At 30.2% G+C, this 16,282-nt stretch carries 20 protein-coding genes; 5 read left to right on the top strand and 15 right to left on the bottom strand.

Annotation, left to right across the window (positions count from 1 at the left end; translation table 11 throughout):
• Nucleotides 1-6 precede the first annotated feature (6 nt).
• The gene (locus tag FGQ49_RS00550) at nt 7-441 is read right to left on the bottom strand and encodes an aspartate carbamoyltransferase regulatory subunit (protein ID WP_138267964.1); all 435 of its coding nucleotides are present in this window, start codon (nt 439-441) and stop codon (nt 7-9) included.
• Nucleotides 434-1,360, bottom strand: a complete 927-nt coding sequence (gene pyrB, locus FGQ49_RS00545) for an aspartate carbamoyltransferase (RefSeq protein WP_138267963.1) — start codon at nt 1,358-1,360, stop codon at nt 434-436. The genes FGQ49_RS00550 and pyrB overlap by 8 nt, the downstream gene beginning before the upstream one ends.
• Before the next feature lie 333 nt (nt 1,361-1,693).
• Between pyrB and FGQ49_RS10775 the strand changes: the two genes are divergently transcribed.
• Complete coding sequence (locus FGQ49_RS10775) at nt 1,694-1,972, top strand: hypothetical protein (protein ID WP_243112193.1); 279 nt, start codon at nt 1,694-1,696, stop codon at nt 1,970-1,972.
• A 2-nt stretch (nt 1,973-1,974) separates the two neighbouring features.
• The gene (locus FGQ49_RS10770; RefSeq protein WP_243112191.1) at nt 1,975-2,250 is read left to right on the top strand and encodes a hypothetical protein; all 276 of its coding nucleotides are present in this window, start codon (nt 1,975-1,977) and stop codon (nt 2,248-2,250) included.
• Between the two features lie 30 nt (nt 2,251-2,280).
• On the opposite strand, the gene FGQ49_RS00535 is transcribed toward FGQ49_RS10770, so the two are convergent.
• The 4 genes from FGQ49_RS00535 to FGQ49_RS00520 form a co-directional block, all read right to left on the bottom strand.
• Nucleotides 2,281-3,597 (bottom strand): hemolysin family protein, encoded by a 1,317-nt coding sequence (locus FGQ49_RS00535; protein WP_171020541.1) that lies wholly within the window; start codon nt 3,595-3,597, stop codon nt 2,281-2,283.
• A 246-nt stretch (nt 3,598-3,843) separates the two neighbouring features.
• A complete protein-coding gene (gene rlmB, locus FGQ49_RS00530; protein WP_138267961.1) occupies nt 3,844-4,572 on the bottom strand; it encodes a 23S rRNA (guanosine(2251)-2'-O)-methyltransferase RlmB in 729 nt (242 codons plus the stop codon).
• 9 nt (nt 4,573-4,581) lie between these two features.
• Nucleotides 4,582-5,355, bottom strand: a complete 774-nt coding sequence (gene thyX / locus FGQ49_RS00525; RefSeq protein ID WP_138267960.1) for an FAD-dependent thymidylate synthase — start codon at nt 5,353-5,355, stop codon at nt 4,582-4,584.
• Nucleotides 5,356-5,505: 150 nt separating this feature from the next.
• Nucleotides 5,506-6,171, bottom strand: a complete 666-nt coding sequence (locus FGQ49_RS00520; protein ID WP_138267959.1) for a transaldolase family protein — start codon at nt 6,169-6,171, stop codon at nt 5,506-5,508.
• A gap of 338 nt (nt 6,172-6,509) precedes the next feature.
• On the opposite strand from FGQ49_RS00520, the gene prfB reads away from it, so the two are divergent.
• Nucleotides 6,510-7,610 (top strand): peptide chain release factor 2, encoded by a 1,101-nt coding sequence (prfB, locus tag FGQ49_RS00515; protein WP_138267958.1) that lies wholly within the window; start codon nt 6,510-6,512, stop codon nt 7,608-7,610.
• Here prfB and coaBC read toward each other — a convergent pair.
• The 5 genes from coaBC to FGQ49_RS00490 are packed head-to-tail and all read right to left on the bottom strand — an operon-like array spanning nt 7,607 to nt 11,765.
• Nucleotides 7,607-8,821, bottom strand: coding sequence for a bifunctional phosphopantothenoylcysteine decarboxylase/phosphopantothenate--cysteine ligase CoaBC (coaBC, locus tag FGQ49_RS00510; RefSeq protein WP_207734389.1), 1,215 nt, complete (start codon nt 8,819-8,821; stop codon nt 7,607-7,609). The genes prfB and coaBC overlap by 4 nt on opposite strands.
• On the bottom strand, nt 8,814-9,215 hold the full coding sequence (gene panD, locus FGQ49_RS00505; RefSeq protein ID WP_138267957.1) for an aspartate 1-decarboxylase: 402 nt from the start codon (nt 9,213-9,215) through the stop codon (nt 8,814-8,816). The genes coaBC and panD overlap by 8 nt, the downstream gene beginning before the upstream one ends.
• A 15-nt stretch (nt 9,216-9,230) precedes the next feature.
• Nucleotides 9,231-10,076 (bottom strand): pantoate--beta-alanine ligase, encoded by an 846-nt coding sequence (gene panC / locus FGQ49_RS00500; protein ID WP_138267956.1) that lies wholly within the window; start codon nt 10,074-10,076, stop codon nt 9,231-9,233.
• Nucleotides 10,077-10,090: 14 nt separating this feature from the next.
• Nucleotides 10,091-10,918, bottom strand: a complete 828-nt coding sequence (gene panB / locus FGQ49_RS00495) for a 3-methyl-2-oxobutanoate hydroxymethyltransferase (protein ID WP_138267955.1) — start codon at nt 10,916-10,918, stop codon at nt 10,091-10,093.
• Between the two features lie 4 nt (nt 10,919-10,922).
• The gene (locus FGQ49_RS00490) at nt 10,923-11,765 is read right to left on the bottom strand and encodes a Rossmann-like and DUF2520 domain-containing protein (protein ID WP_243112188.1); all 843 of its coding nucleotides are present in this window, start codon (nt 11,763-11,765) and stop codon (nt 10,923-10,925) included.
• A gap of 221 nt (nt 11,766-11,986) precedes the next feature.
• Between FGQ49_RS00490 and FGQ49_RS00485 the strand changes: the two genes are divergently transcribed.
• Nucleotides 11,987-12,658, top strand: a complete 672-nt coding sequence (locus tag FGQ49_RS00485; protein ID WP_138267953.1) for a nucleotidyltransferase family protein — start codon at nt 11,987-11,989, stop codon at nt 12,656-12,658.
• A gap of 36 nt (nt 12,659-12,694) precedes the next feature.
• Here the strand turns inward: FGQ49_RS00485 and FGQ49_RS00480 are convergent, their stop codons facing one another.
• Entirely contained in the window at nt 12,695-12,880 is a 186-nt protein-coding gene (locus FGQ49_RS00480) for a hypothetical protein (protein WP_138267952.1), read from the bottom strand.
• A gap of 107 nt (nt 12,881-12,987) precedes the next feature.
• On the opposite strand from FGQ49_RS00480, the gene nth reads away from it, so the two are divergent.
• Nucleotides 12,988-13,635 carry an endonuclease III gene (nth, locus tag FGQ49_RS00475; RefSeq protein ID WP_138267951.1) on the top strand — a complete coding sequence of 216 codons (648 nt, stop codon included), beginning with the start codon at nt 12,988-12,990 and terminating at the stop codon, nt 13,633-13,635.
• Between the two features lie 19 nt (nt 13,636-13,654).
• On the opposite strand, the gene FGQ49_RS00470 is transcribed toward nth, so the two are convergent.
• From FGQ49_RS00470 to phoU, 3 genes are read right to left on the bottom strand one after another with little or no spacing between them, the layout of a single operon-like run.
• Nucleotides 13,655-14,902, bottom strand: a complete 1,248-nt coding sequence (locus tag FGQ49_RS00470; protein WP_138267950.1) for a sensor histidine kinase — start codon at nt 14,900-14,902, stop codon at nt 13,655-13,657.
• Nucleotides 14,902-15,582: a winged helix-turn-helix domain-containing protein gene (locus FGQ49_RS00465; RefSeq protein ID WP_138267949.1), complete on the bottom strand. Its 681-nt coding sequence runs from the start codon at nt 15,580-15,582 to the stop codon at nt 14,902-14,904. The genes FGQ49_RS00470 and FGQ49_RS00465 overlap by 1 nt, the downstream gene beginning before the upstream one ends.
• An 18-nt stretch (nt 15,583-15,600) precedes the next feature.
• Nucleotides 15,601-16,275 (bottom strand): phosphate signaling complex protein PhoU, encoded by a 675-nt coding sequence (gene phoU, locus FGQ49_RS00460; RefSeq protein WP_138267948.1) that lies wholly within the window; start codon nt 16,273-16,275, stop codon nt 15,601-15,603.
• Between the last annotated feature and the right edge of the window lie 7 nt (nt 16,276-16,282).

The following is a 16,282-nucleotide window of genomic DNA, read 5'->3' as shown; positions in this document are numbered from 1 at the left end:
CTCTCCTTATTTATGTTCAACCAATGTTGTTTTTGAATCACAGTATGAACATCTATATTCTCTTTTTTCTGCATTTGCAAGATAGAATTTAATATTTTCTACCTTTTCATATTGAGTAATACATCTTGGGTTTTTGCATTTTAAAATACCTTCTACAACTTCAGGTAATTTAGGTTGAACTTTTTTTATTCTTTTTCCGTCTTTAATGTAGCTTACTGTAATGTTTGGGTCAATTAATCCAAGTATTGTAAGGTCAAGTTTTAAGTCTGTTTCTATTTTAATAATGTCTTTTCTTCCCATTTTATGACTTGGAATATTTCTCATAAGAACAATAACATCATCTATTTCATCAAGTTTAAGTTGTTTAAAAACTTCATAACCATGATTTACTTTTATATGGTCAATAACAATACCTTGTTTTAACATTGAAACATTAATCATCTAAACTTACCCCCAATAATTTCATTATAAGAGCCATTCTTACATACATTCCAAGTCTTCCTTGCATAAAGTATACAGCCCTTTTATCACTGTCAACATCTGTTGAAATTTCGTTTACTCTTGGAAGTGGATGCATAACTATCATATCTTCTTTTGCATTTTCAAGTTTTTCTTTTGTAAGTATGAAATAATCTTTAAGTCTTAAATATTCTTCTTCGTTTACAAATCTTTCTCTTTGTACTCTTGACATATAAAGTACGTCTAAATCACCTATTACTTCATCAAGAGAATTTGTTTCAGAGTATTTAACTTTTCCTTCGATTTCCTCTTTAATATATTCAGGCATAGCAAGTTCTTTTGGAGAAATAAATACAAACTCTATATTTTCATATCTTGACATTGCTTTTACCAAAGAGTGAATTGTTCTTCCAAACATCAAGTCCCCACAAACACCGATTTTTAAATTATTAAATCTATGTTTATAGTACTGAATTGTAAGAAGGTCTGTTAATGTTTGTGTCGGATGTTGGTGTCCACCGTCTCCTGCGTTAATTACCGGAACACTTGAATGTTCGCTCATAAGCTTTGCAGTACCTTCTCTTGGGTGTCTTGCAACGATAATATCAACATAATTTGAAATTACAACTGTTGTATCTGCAAGAGATTCACCTTTTGATGTACTTGATGTATTTGGGTCTGAAAAACCAAGTACATTTCCACCTAATCTATACATGGCTGCGTCAAAAGAAAATTTTGTTCTTGTTGACGGCTCATAAAAAAGGCTTGCCAATAATTTCCCATGACATACGTTAACATACTTCTTTTCGTCTTTAAGAATATCATTAGCAAGCTCAAATATTTCATCTAATTCTTCTACAGTAAAATTCGTTGGCTCAATCAAATTGCGACCTTTTAACATTGTTTTATACCTCCGATATTTATAAAAAAATACCTGCACTTAGGCCAGGTATTCGCAAAAAATGCATAGCTTGTCCATCAAGCTACTCATAAATCGGATATAACCTTTTTAGCCTCTCGTGCTAAGTTAAAAGTATTTTTGTTTATTATATAAAATTACACTAATAAAGTCAACGAAATATGCGTTTAATTTAACATATAATAACGTTTTAATTATATTAATTTTTATTTCTTTTTTTATCTTAAAAAAATTTTTTTCTTACAAAATTAAATGTATTTTTTTGATATTTATTTCTAACATAAATTTTAATGATATAATAAAACAGAGGTAAAAATGAACATAGAAAAAGAAGAAATTTTTTCAAAACAAAGAGCATTACAACTTTATGAAAACACATTAAAAATAAATCAAATAAACGGTAAAACCATCGAATTAATTCAAATCCATAGATATCTGTTTATGGATGTATTTTCTTTTGCGGGAAAAATACGCAGTGTAGATTTATCTAAAGGAAATTTTAAATTTGCACCTGTAAAATTTTTAAATGAAAGTTTAAGAATTATTGATAATATGCCTATTGATTCTTATGAAAAAATAATAAAAAATATATAGAAATGAATATCACACATCCTTTTAAAGAAGGAAACGGCAGAGCAATGAGAATATGGCTTGATTTTATGCTTAAAGAAAAATTAAATGTTATTGTAAGATGGGATAAAATTCCTAAAAATGAATATCTTAATGCAATGATTATCTCACCTATTAACGAAAAAGAAATAATGAATTTAATTAAAAATGCACTAACCAGTGAAATAAATAATAATGCAATATATAAAAAAGTGATTAATGCTTCCTTTAACTATGAAGGAATGACAAATTATATAATTTAAAAAGACTCTAAATTTTTTAGAGTCTTTAATTTATTCATTATCTTTATCTTCTTCATTCGGTGAATTTTTCTTTACAACCGCACTTACTACTTTATGGTCATATATTTTAACATCCATTACTTTTATTCCTTCAAAATCAAATTCAATATTTTCTCCTTTTTCCGGAATACTTTGAAGAACATGGAATATTAGCCCTCCGATTGTGTCGTATTCTTCGGTAGATAATGATACACCCATTTGTTTTGAAAGCTCGTCTAAAGAGGCAATTCCCTTTACTTTACATGTTACATCATCTATTTTTACAATCTCATTATCTTCTTCAAGGTCTCCAACAAGCTGTTCTACCAAGTCATTTATTGTAATTATCCCGGCAGTTCCACCGTACTCATCTAAAACAACAGCCATTGTATTGCCTGTTTTTCTCATATTTCTGAATAAATCATCTGCTTTTATTGTATCAGGAACATAATATGCTTTTGACATGGTATTTTCTATTATAGTTTCAATATTTTTATCTTCCAAACGAAAATATTTCTTTGAATCAAGAACTCCAATAATTTTATCTATTGAACCGTCACAAACAGGATAAAGAGTATGCTTTGTATTAAATATAATCTCTTTCCACTTTTCAAGACTTTCTTCCATATCAAGAGTAATAACATCAGTTCTATGTGTTAATATTTCATCAGCAGATAAATCATCAAATTCAAAAACATTTTGAATGAATTCTCTTTCTTCATGGTCAATAGTCCCCTTTTCGCTTCCCACATCAACCATCATTCTTATTTCTTCTTCGCTGACATCTTCGTCTTCTTCCTCAGGATCAATACCTATAAGCCTTAAAACAAAGTTTGTTGACGCAGTAAGCATACTTACCAAAGGCGCAAATATCTTTGAAATAGAATATGTAAGCCCTGACATACCAAGAGCCAAAGATTCTGCTTTTTTCATAGCAACTCTTTTTGGAACAAGCTCACCAAAAATAAGAGTTACGTAAGACAATATAATTGTAATCAAAATTACAGAGATAGAATCTAAAACGCTTGGGGAAACTGGCACCCCTAATTTCACAGCTAAATTAACCAACCCATCAGAAAAGTTTTCCGCAGCAAAAGCACTGCCCAAAAATCCGGAAAGAGTAATTGCAACTTGAATTGTTGCTAAAAATCTTGCAGGCTGCTCGGTTAATTTTGAAAGTCTTATTGCCCTTTTATCTCCTTTTGCCGCCATTTTTTCAAGCTTGTTATCGTTCATGGATATAACGGCAATTTCAGCACAGGCAAATACAGCATTTAACGCAATTAAAACAATTTGTAATAAAATCATTAATATTATCGAACTTTTCATAATCTTACCTCCTAAATACGTTTTTTTTATTCGATATTTATTTCTATCATTCTTTTTTATATCTAAAATATATAAAACGCACTATCAGAGGTATCGGTTTGTTCGCCGCGTCACTATCGTCATCGTTCATTTTTGATTCTATTCTCCTTTCATAATTATATTTAGACTATTCTATCATTTTATATTGTTTAAGTCCATAAGTTAGCAATATATTATAAAAAAACAGCACCTTAAAAGTGCTGTTTTCTATCTGCATTTTACCGCTTCAAATAAAACAATTCCCGCTGCAACAGAAGCATTTAACGAGTCAAAATTATTTTTTAGTGGAATAGAACTTATAAAGTCGCATTTTTCTTTAACAAGTCTTCCAAGTCCCTTACCCTCTGCACCTACAACTATGGCAAGAGGCATATCATAATCGATATCGTAATAATTTTCTCCGTCCATATCAAGACCTACAACAAAAAGTCCTTCCTTTTTTAATGCATCTATTGTCTGCGATATATTTGACACTTCGCATATATCGATATATTCTAAAGCACCTGCAGAAGATTTATACATACCTTCCCCTATTGATGCACTTCTTCTGTTTTGCATAATTACACCGTCAGCACCTGCGCAGTACGCACTTCTGATTATTGCCCCTGCATTATGAGGGTCTGTTATATTATCAAGAATTACAACAAGAGGTTTTCCCTCTTTTTTATTAAGCTTATCTGTAAGCTCTCTTAAAGATACTGTTTCAACAGGAGAGCAAAGAGCAATAACTCCTTGATGATGAGGATTCCCTGCAATGCTGTCAAGTTTATGTCTGTTTGTTTTTTGTATTGAAATACCTTTGCTTTTTGCCATTTTAATTATGTTAACAAGTCCAGAATCATGGTTTTCGCTAATATATAATTTATTTATGTTTCTTCCTGATTTTAAAGTTTCTCTTACGGCATTACGTCCGCTTACTCTTTCATAATTACTCATATCTTACCTCTATAAATTTTTAAATTTTTCTCTTATTTCTTTTGCTTTTCCGCAAGTCATCTTTCCTTCCGGACAGCCGCCTTTTACACATCCAGGACCTGCACTTTCAAAAATAACAGGACAAACTTCTTTAACAAGTTTTAACATCTGTGTCGCAAGTTCTCTTATTTCCCATTGAGCTCTTACACATGTTCTCTCTTCAAAGAAATGAAGAAGTTGTCTTGCGTTCATTGTAGTTATAATCTTTGTTTCACAAGCTCCAGGCAAAACAAATCTTGCATCTTCATTTGCAAGTTTAACGGCTTTTTTTCTAGCTTCGCTTTCTTCAAGTCCGTCTTCGTCCATAATTTGTTTTGTAACATTTTTTGTTAGAACATCTCTTAGCTTTTCGTATGAAGATTGAATCATACTCATACTTTCCTCAAATACTTTTAAGGCTTCTTCGTCTTTTTCGATTTGAGGAGGTATTATATAATCAAACTCGTTTTCGTCAACATATCTTTGTGATTGTTGAGAATAACTTGCAATTCTATGTCTAACAAGTTGATGAGTTAAAGTTCTGCTTACTCCTTCTATTGCAAAAGAAAAGCTTATATGTTCAAGGGGTGACATATGAGAAAATCCCATAAGCATCTTTACAAATTTTTCAGCATCTTCATTACTCATTTTTTCACTTATATCTTCAACCCCAACCTTTGAATAACAAAGCTTAGCAGCCATTGCCACAGTCTTTACAGGTTCAGGAGTGTATCTAACTAAACTTACTTTTAAATTACTCTTCATTTTTCTCCTCCACTTTCCATTTAAACCATTATACAATATTTTTCTCACTTTTCTACCCTAAAGTAAGAAATCTTAAATATACATTATTTTTTATAATTTTGCAAATAAAAAAGGCGGATAAAAATCCGCCTGATTTTTTTATTTAACATACTATTTTTCTTCGTATGTATAGAATTCTGCACCTTTTTCTTCAAATTCCATAATTGCAGCTGTTGTAAGTGGATGATAGATTAATTTTTCAAATAAATCACAGCTGATTGTTGCAGCATGAGAACCAGCCATAGCTACATTGTGAACTTGTTGTGTATTTTTGAAGCTTGCAGCTAATACTTTTGTATCTTTTCCGTACATATCGAATAATTCAACGATGTCAGCAACAACTCCGATACCGTCAGAAGAGAAATTATCTATTCTGTTTACATATGGAGCTACATAGTCAGCACCTGCTGTAGCAGCAAGTAAAGCTTGTTGAGCTGTAAAGATAGCTGTAGCTGTTACACCAAAGCCAAGTTCTTTAAGAACGCTGATTGATTTTAAACCTTCACCTGTTACAGGAACTTTTACAAAGAATTTTCCGCCTACAGCATCTCTAAGTCTAATTGCTTCTTGTACGATTTCATCACAAGTTGAAGCTAAAACTTGAGCATGAAGTTCACAGTCAGGACCAATAACGTCTCTTATTTCTTTAATTTTTTTATAAACATTTTCTCCGTTTGCAGCAATAATGCTTGGATTTGTTGTTACCCCTGTAATTGGGAAATATTGAGTAATTGTTTTAATGCTTTCGATATTAGCATCATCGATTAAATATAACATTTGTAATCTCTCCTTGTTTTATATAACACTTGATTTTTACTAAAAAAATTATATATGATAAAAAATATAATTACAAGTACTTTCATAAAAAAAGAAAAAAAAAGGTCATAAAAATTTACATCTTTTAAACAAACATGATTATCTTTTTAAATGTGTAACCTTTACATATTCAACTAATAAACAATTGTAATCATGTTACAAATTATTTATTAACAGCTGTTTTTTATAAAAGGAAACAATAATCAAACTTTAATTGCATTAAAGCATTTTAACGATAGTATTGTTTAATATCGTCATATAATATATAATAAATTTAATATTTAAAAGGAAGTAATAAAATGACTGAATTAATTGAATTAAAAAATTTACTTAATGATATATCAAAGGAACTTGATGATTTATCAAACTCCGTTAACATTGAAAGTTTACAACAAAATCTAAAAGAAAAAGAAAGCTTAATGAATGATGAAAATTTTTGGAATGACAGCGAAAATGCAAATCAAATTTTAAAGGACGTTAAAACTTTAAAATCACAAATAACATCATTTACATCTCTTGAAAACAAAAAAGAAGATATCAGCATTATAATGGAAATGTTAAGTGAAGAATTCATAGAAACAGAAGCAGATAATACCTTAAAAGAATTAAACATGCTAAAAAAAGATGTAAATAATTTTGCACTAACAACTCTTTTATCAGGAGAATACGATTCAAACAATGCCATTCTTTCAATTCACCCAGGAGCAGGAGGAACAGAAAGCCAAGACTGGGCAGAAATGCTATATAGAATGTTTGTAAGATTTGCAGAAAAGAGAAATTTTAAAATAAAAATTCTCGAAGAGTTATCGGGGGATGTTGCAGGAATAAAAAGTGTTACGATTCTTATTAAGGGAGAAAATGCTTACGGATATTTAAAAAGCGAAAAAGGGGTACATCGACTTGTAAGAATCTCACCTTTTGACAGCAACAACAGAAGACATACTTCTTTTGCATCAGTAGATGTAGAACCGGAAATAAAAGAAGATATAAACCTTGAAATCAATCCAAGTGATTTAAAAATAGATACTTACCGCTCAGGAGGAGCAGGAGGACAACATGTAAACAAAACCGACTCAGCTGTTAGAATAACTCATCTTCCTACAAAAATCGTAGTATCATGCCAAAACGAAAGAAGCCAGTTCCAAAACAAAGAAACAGCGATGAAGATTTTAAAGGGTAAACTATACAAAATATTAATGGAAGAACATAAAGAAAAACTTGATGAAATAAAAGGCGACTATGGACAAATCGCATGGGGAAATCAAATTCGCTCATATGTTTTCCACCCATACAGCATGGTAAAAGACCATAGGACTAAAGCCGAAACATCAAACGTTCAATCAGTAATGGACGGAGATATTGATTTATTTATTGATGCATATTTAAAAAAGACCGATTAATCGGTCTTTTTATTTTTTATTTCAATTAATTTATCAAGTAAAATCTCGCTTACTTCATATTTACTCATAAGCTCTTTTTTCTCAATATTGTCTTTTGTAAGGAATGTCACTTTATTTGTATCACCCTTAAAACCTGCTCCCTCTTCTTTTAAGCAGTTAGCCACTATAATATCAGCATTTTTCTTTTTTAATTTAGCTTTTGCATTATCTATTAAGTTTTGAGTTTCCATTGCAAAACCACATAAAACTTGATTTTGTTTTTTATTTTCTCCAAGATACATCAAAATATCATCTGTTCTTTTTAGTTTTATGGAAAGATCTCCATCTTTTTTCTTTATTTTTTCATCACTTACATCAATAGGCGTATAATCAGAAACTGCAGCAGCCTTAATGATAAAATCCATATCACTGCTCTTTTCTTTTACAGCTTCAAACATATCTTTTGCGCTTTTGACTTTAATTAATTCAACAAAAGGAGGAACTTCTTCACTGCTATTGGCACTTACTAAAGTTACCTTTGCACCTCTTAACATTGCATTTCTTGCAATTGCATATCCCATTTTACCGCTTGAATGATTTGTTATGTATCTTACAGGGTCTATAGCTTCCATTGTAGCTCCTGCCGTAACCATAACATTCATACCTTGTAAATCTTTTTCATGAGCTATTTCTTTTAATACATAATTTACAAGAGTCTGTTCATCAGGAAGTTTACCGTCTCCAATGTCTCTACACGCTAGCATGCCTTTTGCAGGCTCTATTATTTCAAAACCATATTCTTTTAATTTTTCTATGTTATCTTGAACTATTTGATTATGGTACATATGTGTATTCATTGCAGGAGATACTATCTTTTTGCAAGTAGCTGCCAAAACAGTAGTTGATAACATATCATCTGCTATTCCATAAGCCATTTTTGCAATAATATTTGCACTTGCAGGTGCAATAAGCATTACATCTGATTTTTGACCAAGATTTACATGAGACACATGAAATTCAAAATTTCTATCGAATGTATCAACAAGGCATTTTGTATTTGTTAAAGTTTCAAATGTTATTGGATTTATAAAATTAGTTGCATTTTTAGTCATTATTACATGAACTTCAGCACCTAATTTTATAAGCATACTGGCAACATTTGCCATTTTATAAGCAGCAATACTGCCCGTTATACCAAGGGTTACTACTTTACCCTCTAAAATTTTATTCATTAATCATATCCTCCGTTAAGAGCCCGTGTTTTTCATATCTTGTTATTCTTTTTATTTTATTATCTTCATCAACAAAAAGCACTTTCGGAGGATTATCTTTTACCTCTTCAGGACTCATGTTTGCATAAGCCATTATTATAATTTTATCCCCTACTTGAACTTCTCTTGCTGCGGCTCCATTTAAGCATATCATACCACTGCCTCTTTTTCCAGCAATTGTGTAAGTTTCAAATCTACTTCCGTTATTTACATCTACAATTTGAACCTTTTCATATTCATATATTCCGGCTTTTTCAAGAAGTTCTTCATCAACAGTAATACTTCCTACATAATCAAGCTCTGCTTGAACAACTGTTGCTCTGTGAATTTTTCCTTTTAACATATTCAGTAACATATTTTTATATTCCTCCTAACACTCAAACACAAAGTTGTCAATTAATCTTGTTTTGCCAATATATACAGCCATTGCAACAAGAACCGTACCTTCGATTTTATCCACTTTTTCTACCTTTTCAATATCGACTGCTTCAACATAATCAATTTTTGCAAGTGGTTCTTTATTTATGTTTTCTTTCATCTTTGAAAGTAAAACAGCGCTGTCTCTTTCACCTTCTTCAAGAAGTTTCTTACCTAAATTAATTGTTTTATATAATATCAAAGCTGCTTTTCTTTCTTCTTCACTTAAATAAGTGTTTCTTGAACTCTTAGCAAGACCATCTTCTTCTCTTACTATTGGACATCCTACTATTTCTATACCAAAACTTAAATCTTTTACCATTCTTTTTATTATAAGAAGCTGTTGTGCATCTTTCATTCCAAAGTATGCTTTATTAGGTGTAACGATATTAAACAGCTTACTTACAACAGTCATAACACCTCTAAAATGAATAGGTCTACTTTTTCCGCAAAGTTCTTTTGTAAGTCCGTTCATATCAACATACGAACAAAAACCTTCAGGATACATTTCTTCAGGTGTTGGATTAAAAATTAAATCTGCTCCTGTTTCTTCACATAAATTTGTATCTTTTTCAAGATCTCTTGGGTAGCTTGCTAAATCTTCGTTTTCACCAAATTGCATAGGATTTACAAATACGCTTACAACTACTCTGTCATTTTGTTCTACGGCTTTTTTAATTAAGCTTTGATGTCCTTCATGAAGATAACCCATTGTAGGAACAAGCCCAACGCTAAGCCCTTCTCTTTTCCATTTATTTACAATTTCTCTTACTTCACTGATTTTATGTACTACTTTCATATTTCTCTCCATAATTAATATAATTTTTCTATAACTTCATCATCAATTTTATATGTATTTTCTTCCATAGGGAATTTACCCTCATTTATTTCTTTATGATAAGTTCTAAATGCATCCTGCATTATTTCGCCTATGTTTGCGTATTTTTTTACAAACTTTGGTGTAAAGTCAGAAAACATTCCAAGCATATCTTGATAAACCAAAATTTGTCCGTCGCAGTATTTTCCTGCACCTATTCCAATTGTTGGAATATTTACTTTTTCTGTAATAAGTTTTGCTAATTTTTCCGGAACACATTCAAGAACAATTGCAAATGCTCCAGCTTCTTCAACCAATAAAGCATCTTCAAGAATTTGTTTTGCTCTTTGTTCATCTCTTCCTTGTATCTTAAATCCACCGAATGCATTAATGCTTTGTGGTGTTAATCCAAGATGTGCCATTACAGGTATACCGGCAGAAGTTATTGCTTTTATCTGTTCACATACTTCCCTGCCGCCTTCAAGTTTAACGGCATCTCCAAGCCCTTCTTTCATAAGTCTTCCTGCATTTTTAACTGCATCATATACACTTGTTTGATATGACATGAAAGGCATATCTATAACAACCAATGCATCTTTTGCCCCTCTTGCAACGGCTCTTCCGTGGTGGATCATATCTTCCATAGTGACAGGTATTGTATCTTCATAACCAAGGATTACATTACCAAGTGAATCCCCTACTAAAATCCCGTTAATACCTGCCTGATCGATTAATTTTGCCATTGAATAATCATAAGCCGTAAGCATGGAAATCTTACTATTTTCTTCTTTTTGTTTTTTGAATGTTGTTACTGTGTTTTTCATCCTCTTATTCCTCTTTAATAATTTTTTTCATATTGCAATAATCTTTTGTATTATCTTTTTTCATTGCAACATCAATAAGCTCCTTGGACAACAATTTATAAATATCCTTTTCACTTCCGTTTATAACAGATAAATGCTCTTTTACTGTTTTTACATCGTTCCTTTCAATTGGACCGCTTAATGCATTTATTACACCTTTTGAAGCAATATTCTCTGCATTATTCATAAAAAGAGGAAGTAGTGCATTTTTAGCTTCATCAAAAGTAAACCCTGTTTCCATAAGAATTTTTATACTCTTATAAAACAAAGCTACAACTAAATTACTCGCAAAAACGCAAGATAAATGATATTTGGTTTTATTGTCTTTTGGAATGATTTTTACATGATTTCCAAGGCTTTCAAAAAAATCCTTAATAACATTAATTCTCTTTTCGTTTCCTTCAATTGTAAAGTAAGCCTTTGAAAGATCTTTGTAAGAAGTATACTTATCGCTGAAAGCATACATTGGATGAATGGAAAAACCAAGAATGTCTTGGTCACACTTTTGAAAGACAGCAGAAGACATAGCTCCGCTACAATGAGAAAATATTTTATTTTCTATATCAAATTTACATATTTGTTCCCATACTTCTTTTATCTTTGAATCAGGAACAGTCAAAAATAAAATATCACAGAAAGATATAATATCTTCCAAAGAATTAAAATAATTAGTATTTGTAAAATTTGCAGCATCAACTGCAGAAGAGGGAGTATTACTATAATACCCCATTACTTTTTTTTCGTGCATAGCAAAATATTTTCCAAGACTTACGCCTACTTTGCCGGCACCAATAAATCCGATTTTCATTCTTCTTTTCTTCCTTTTGATAGTCAAAAGTCTCTTTCTTTCGATAAAAGCTTTATAGCAATTAGGTAGATTGAAGACTATTAATATTTTTCTCGGTATAGTTTCAAAAGAATACCATCCGCATAAATAATAGCACTATGACTATAAAAAGTAAACATTTTTTTATTTATTATAATTATTTTATAATATAATAATATAACACTGATATAAGGAGGTTAAGAATGATTGATGTAAATGTAGTTTTAAAAACATTAAAAAATAAACTTATAGAAGAATTTAAAAATAGACTTATATTTTTGGGACTTCAAGGAAGCAGAGCAAGAAAAGAAGCAAATGAAAACAGTGATATTGACATTGTTGTGATTTTAGATAAATTATCAATAAATGATTTAAAAACTTATAAAGAAATAATATCTTCATTAGAACATAATAATTTATTTTGCGGTTTTATCTCAGGAATTGAAGAAATAAAAAACTGGGAAAAATCAGACCTTTTTCAGTTTTATTTTGATACACTTCCAATATACAAAAGTTTAGAATTTTTAAAACCTCTTATAAAAAATGAAGATATAAAACGTGCAGTGTTACTAAATGCTTGTAATACCTATCACATGACAGTTCATAATTTTTTATATGAAAAAAGCAGTGACATTTTACTTTCACTTTATAAATCAATGTCTTTTTGCATAAAAGCTAAATATTATTTAAAAACCAATAAATACATACATAAAAATATTGATTTAATGGAAAAAATAGAAAATGAAGATAAAAATATTCTTAATTCATTTTTTAATTTAAAAATAAATAATAACATAGATGAATTACAATTTGAAAAATATACAATTGATTTAATGGAATACACAAAATCTTTAATTAACTTATATAATATTTAAAAGAGTTTTAATATAAATATTAAAACTCTTTTATCATTAGTTTTTCATTGTCATATCCTGTATTTCGTTTACTGCCTCTTTTGCAGCCTTTTCAACTGCATTTTTCATTTTCCTTACGGGCTTTTTAAGTTCTTTGTTAGATGAAACATAAGAAGCAAGCCCTATCCCCGCTATCATACCGGTAGTTAAGCTCGTAAGCATTGTCATTGTATTTCTTCTCATTTTTATTTTCCTTTCTTATTTATTTCATATTTATTGTTCCAATTTTTTTACTCTATGATACAATAAATAAAAAATTAAAAAAGGTAATAAAAGTTAAGGTAATTTTTATGAAAACAAAAAAAGAAACATTAGAAATAATAGATATATTAAGTAAAGAATACGGAGAATATAAATGCGGGCTTAATTTTAATTCTCCTTTTGAACTTTTAATCGCAACAATTCTCTCTGCTCAGTGCACAGATGAAAGAGTTAATATAGTTACAAAAGAATTATTTAAAGCCGCAAACACTCCGGGAGAAATTTTAGAGCTTGGCGAAGAGAAACTTCATGAATACATAAAAAGTTGTGGTCTTTCAAACACAAAAGCAAAAAACATAATGAAAACTTGCTTTACTCTTTGCGATAAATACAATGAAGAAGTTCCAAGCACAATGGAAGAACTTATAAAATTAAACGGTGTAGGCAGAAAAACAGCAAATGTTGTAATGTCTAATGCTTTTGGAATTCCTGCAATAGCTGTTGATACTCACGTTCAAAGGGTATCTAATAGATTAGGTCTTGCAAAAAGCGACGATGTATTAAAGACTGAACAATCTTTAATGAAGAAAATCCCTAAAGAATATTGGTCTGATGCACATCACTGGATTATATGGCACGGAAGAAAAGTATGTAGTGCAAGAAATCCAAAATGTAGTGAATGTATGTTAAAAGACTTATGTGATTTTTATAAAAAAACTCAAAAAATTAAAAAATAGACAAAGCATTTTGCTTTGTCTATTTTGTTACTGCATCAAATTTTATAATAAATTCCGTACCAACGTTATAGGTAGATTTAACACTTATTTCACCTTTGTATTTCATAACTATTCTTTTAACTATAGAAAGCCCAAGACCCGTCCCTTCAACCTTTCTATTTCTGCTTTTATCAACACGATAAAATCTTTCAAAAATGTGAGGAAGATCTTCTTCTTTTATTCCTATTCCGGTATCTTTAATAGTAATAACAGCTTTATTTTTTACTTTACGTAAAGAAATATATATCTTTCCGTTATCTTTATTATACTTAATGCCGTTTTCAATAAGATTTGTAAAAACTCTTAATATATCTTCATGCACACTTTCGATATATACATCATGCACATCTACATTTGTTATGATTTTCTTTTCGTATAACTTATAATCAAGAACTTCAACTGCTTCTTTTATAATTTCTGCAACATTTAATTTTTCAAGAGGCATTTCATTTTCATCTATATCTTCAAGGCTGGATAACTTAAGTATTTCTTCTACCATTGTATCCATCCTTATGGCTTCTCTTTTTATTGTCGTGCTGTATTCAATTATCTTATCTTTATCATTTATAAGCCCGGAAGAAATAAGCTCTGCAAATCCTCTTATTGAAGTAATGGGAGTTTTAAGCTCATGAGAGGCATTTGCAAAAAATTCTTTTTTATATATATCAACGGCACTTCCAAAAGGTTTTATGGAGTCGTTCGCAAACTTCCTCGCTGCAACCCAAGATATAATAAAAGAAATTACTATAGCTAAAATAAATATAATAATTTTTGTAGCCAAATTACTGTAAATTGTACCCATAGAAACCATGACTCTCAAAATGTTACCATTCTTTAACACAATAGCCCCATACATAACTTTTTTATCAAGAGTTGAAGAACTTCTTATGGAATAACCTTCTCCTTCTTTAAGTGCCTGTTTAACTTCTTCTCTATTTTTATGATTTTCGGTAAGTTCTTTGTGTGTTGAATCAGCCAAAACAGTTCCATTAGGAGAAATAATTGTTACTCTGTAATTATCGGTTGAAATTGCTTCTAAATATTCTGCGTCTTTTTCATAATCAGTACTAAATTCGTAGGTTTCTTTAACGGTATGAAGGAAAGATTCTATTGTAGTATGATAGCCATTATCTTGATTTTTGGATAATACGAAAAAGAAGGACAAACTAAGTATTAAAGTACAAATAAGACCTACAAGAAAACTTCTTACAAATACGAATTTTCTCATTATCCTAATTTATAACCTATTCCTCTAACGGTTTTTATATACTTATACTTATCGTCTTCGCTTCCGATTTTATTTCTTAAAGTTTTCATATGCATATCAAGAGTACGACTTTCACCTTCAAAATCATATCCCCATACTTCGTTCAAAAGTTCTTCTCTGGTTACTACCCTTCCTTCGTTTTCAAACATATAAAGAAGTATTTTATATTCTTTCTTCGTAAGAACCACTTCTTCTCCGGAATGTGTAACCAAATAATTTTCTTTATCTATGGTTATGTCTTTATAACTCAATATATTATTTTCCTCTTTATAACTTCTTCTAAGCACGCTTTTAATTCTTGAAGAAAGCTCTAAAACAGAGAAAGGTTTAGTAACATAATCGTCGGCACCAAGCTCTAAAGCATTTACTTTGTCTATTTCACTGCTTTTTGCACTTAGAATAATTATGGGAATTTCTTTATATTTTTTACTGTTTTTAAGTAGTTTTAATGCATCTATGCCGCTCATTCCTGGAAGCATAATATCAAGAAGCATTAATTTAGGTTTTTCCTCTTTTAATGCAACCATCATGTCTTCACAATTTTCGTATACTTTTACGTAAAAATTAAATGCTTCCAATGAACATTTCAATAATTCGCTTATATTGTTATCATCCTCAACTACATAAATATAATTTCCCATAATTTTCACTATCCTTTATTACAATAATTTTTTGTTTTTATGTTCTCCCGTCAAATAGAAGATTACCCATTCACAAATATTTGTCGCATGGTCTCCTATTCTTTCAAGATACTTAATAAGCATTAACGTATCCATTGCAAGTCCCGGAGAGATTTCATCATTTTTAAGCCCTTTTATTATATCATCTCTGACTTCATAAAACAACTCGTCAACTTCGGCATCCGTTTTAATGGTAGTTTTTGCAAGTTCCAAATTGTCGTTGACAAAAGCAGAAATGCTCGAAGCAACCATTTCCAAATCTATGTTTGACATTTGTATAATCTTTTCATCTACAATTTTAAATTTTTCTTGATTTTTTTCTCTTTCGTCAGGTATGCAGATTGATGCTATATCAGCAGCATGGTCACCTATTCTTTCCATATCGGTAATCATCTTCATAGCCGTTGATATAAGTCTTAAATCGGAAGCAACGGGCTGTTGTCTTAAAATTAATTTAAGGCATCTTGCTTCGATTTTTCTTTCCATTTCATTTATTGCTTTATCATTTTCAATAATATCTCTTGCAATATCTTCATCATCACTTTCAATTGCTTCAAATGAAGACTTTATTGCCTTTTCAATCATAGAACCCATTTCAATAAGCTCATTATGTAATAAACCAAGTTCTTCATCAAATCTTCTTCTTGCACTCATTTATATA

The organism is Anaerofustis stercorihominis (assembly GCF_005844425.1).
Classification (GTDB): Bacteria; Bacillota; Clostridia; order Eubacteriales; family Anaerofustaceae; genus Anaerofustis; species Anaerofustis butyriciformans.
This window is presented reverse-complemented; position numbering and strand designations above follow the sequence as displayed.

Bases quoted from the DNA above. Each gene is read 5' to 3' on its own strand.
- FGQ49_RS00550 (WP_138267964.1), bottom strand. From the start codon at position 441: ATGATTAATGTTTCAATGTTAAAACAAGGTATTGTTATTGACCATATA.
- pyrB (WP_138267963.1), bottom strand. From the start codon at position 1,360: ATGTTAAAAGGTCGCAATTTGATTGAGCCAACGAATTTTACTGTAGAA.
- FGQ49_RS10775 (WP_243112193.1), top strand. From the start codon at position 1,694: ATGAACATAGAAAAAGAAGAAATTTTTTCAAAACAAAGAGCATTACAA.
- FGQ49_RS10770 (WP_243112191.1), top strand. From the start codon at position 1,975: ATGAATATCACACATCCTTTTAAAGAAGGAAACGGCAGAGCAATGAGA.
- FGQ49_RS00535 (WP_171020541.1), bottom strand. From the start codon at position 3,597: ATGAAAAGTTCGATAATATTAATGATTTTATTACAAATTGTTTTAATT.
- rlmB (WP_138267961.1), bottom strand. From the start codon at position 4,572: ATGAGTAATTATGAAAGAGTAAGCGGACGTAATGCCGTAAGAGAAACT.
- thyX (WP_138267960.1), bottom strand. From the start codon at position 5,355: ATGAAGAGTAATTTAAAAGTAAGTTTAGTTAGATACACTCCTGAACCT.
- FGQ49_RS00520 (WP_138267959.1), bottom strand. From the start codon at position 6,171: ATGTTATATTTAATCGATGATGCTAATATCGAAAGCATTAAAACAATT.
- prfB (WP_138267958.1), top strand. From the start codon at position 6,510: ATGACTGAATTAATTGAATTAAAAAATTTACTTAATGATATATCAAAG.
- coaBC (WP_207734389.1), bottom strand. From the start codon at position 8,821: ATGAATAAAATTTTAGAGGGTAAAGTAGTAACCCTTGGTATAACGGGC.
- panD (WP_138267957.1), bottom strand. From the start codon at position 9,215: ATGTTACTGAATATGTTAAAAGGAAAAATTCACAGAGCAACAGTTGTT.
- panC (WP_138267956.1), bottom strand. From the start codon at position 10,076: ATGAAAGTAGTACATAAAATCAGTGAAGTAAGAGAAATTGTAAATAAA.
- panB (WP_138267955.1), bottom strand. From the start codon at position 10,918: ATGAAAAACACAGTAACAACATTCAAAAAACAAAAAGAAGAAAATAGT.
- FGQ49_RS00490 (WP_243112188.1), bottom strand. From the start codon at position 11,765: ATGAAAATCGGATTTATTGGTGCCGGCAAAGTAGGCGTAAGTCTTGGA.
- FGQ49_RS00485 (WP_138267953.1), top strand. From the start codon at position 11,987: ATGATTGATGTAAATGTAGTTTTAAAAACATTAAAAAATAAACTTATA.
- FGQ49_RS00480 (WP_138267952.1), bottom strand. From the start codon at position 12,880: ATGAGAAGAAATACAATGACAATGCTTACGAGCTTAACTACCGGTATG.
- nth (WP_138267951.1), top strand. From the start codon at position 12,988: ATGAAAACAAAAAAAGAAACATTAGAAATAATAGATATATTAAGTAAA.
- FGQ49_RS00470 (WP_138267950.1), bottom strand. From the start codon at position 14,902: ATGAGAAAATTCGTATTTGTAAGAAGTTTTCTTGTAGGTCTTATTTGT.
- FGQ49_RS00465 (WP_138267949.1), bottom strand. From the start codon at position 15,582: ATGGGAAATTATATTTATGTAGTTGAGGATGATAACAATATAAGCGAA.
- phoU (WP_138267948.1), bottom strand. From the start codon at position 16,275: ATGAGTGCAAGAAGAAGATTTGATGAAGAACTTGGTTTATTACATAAT.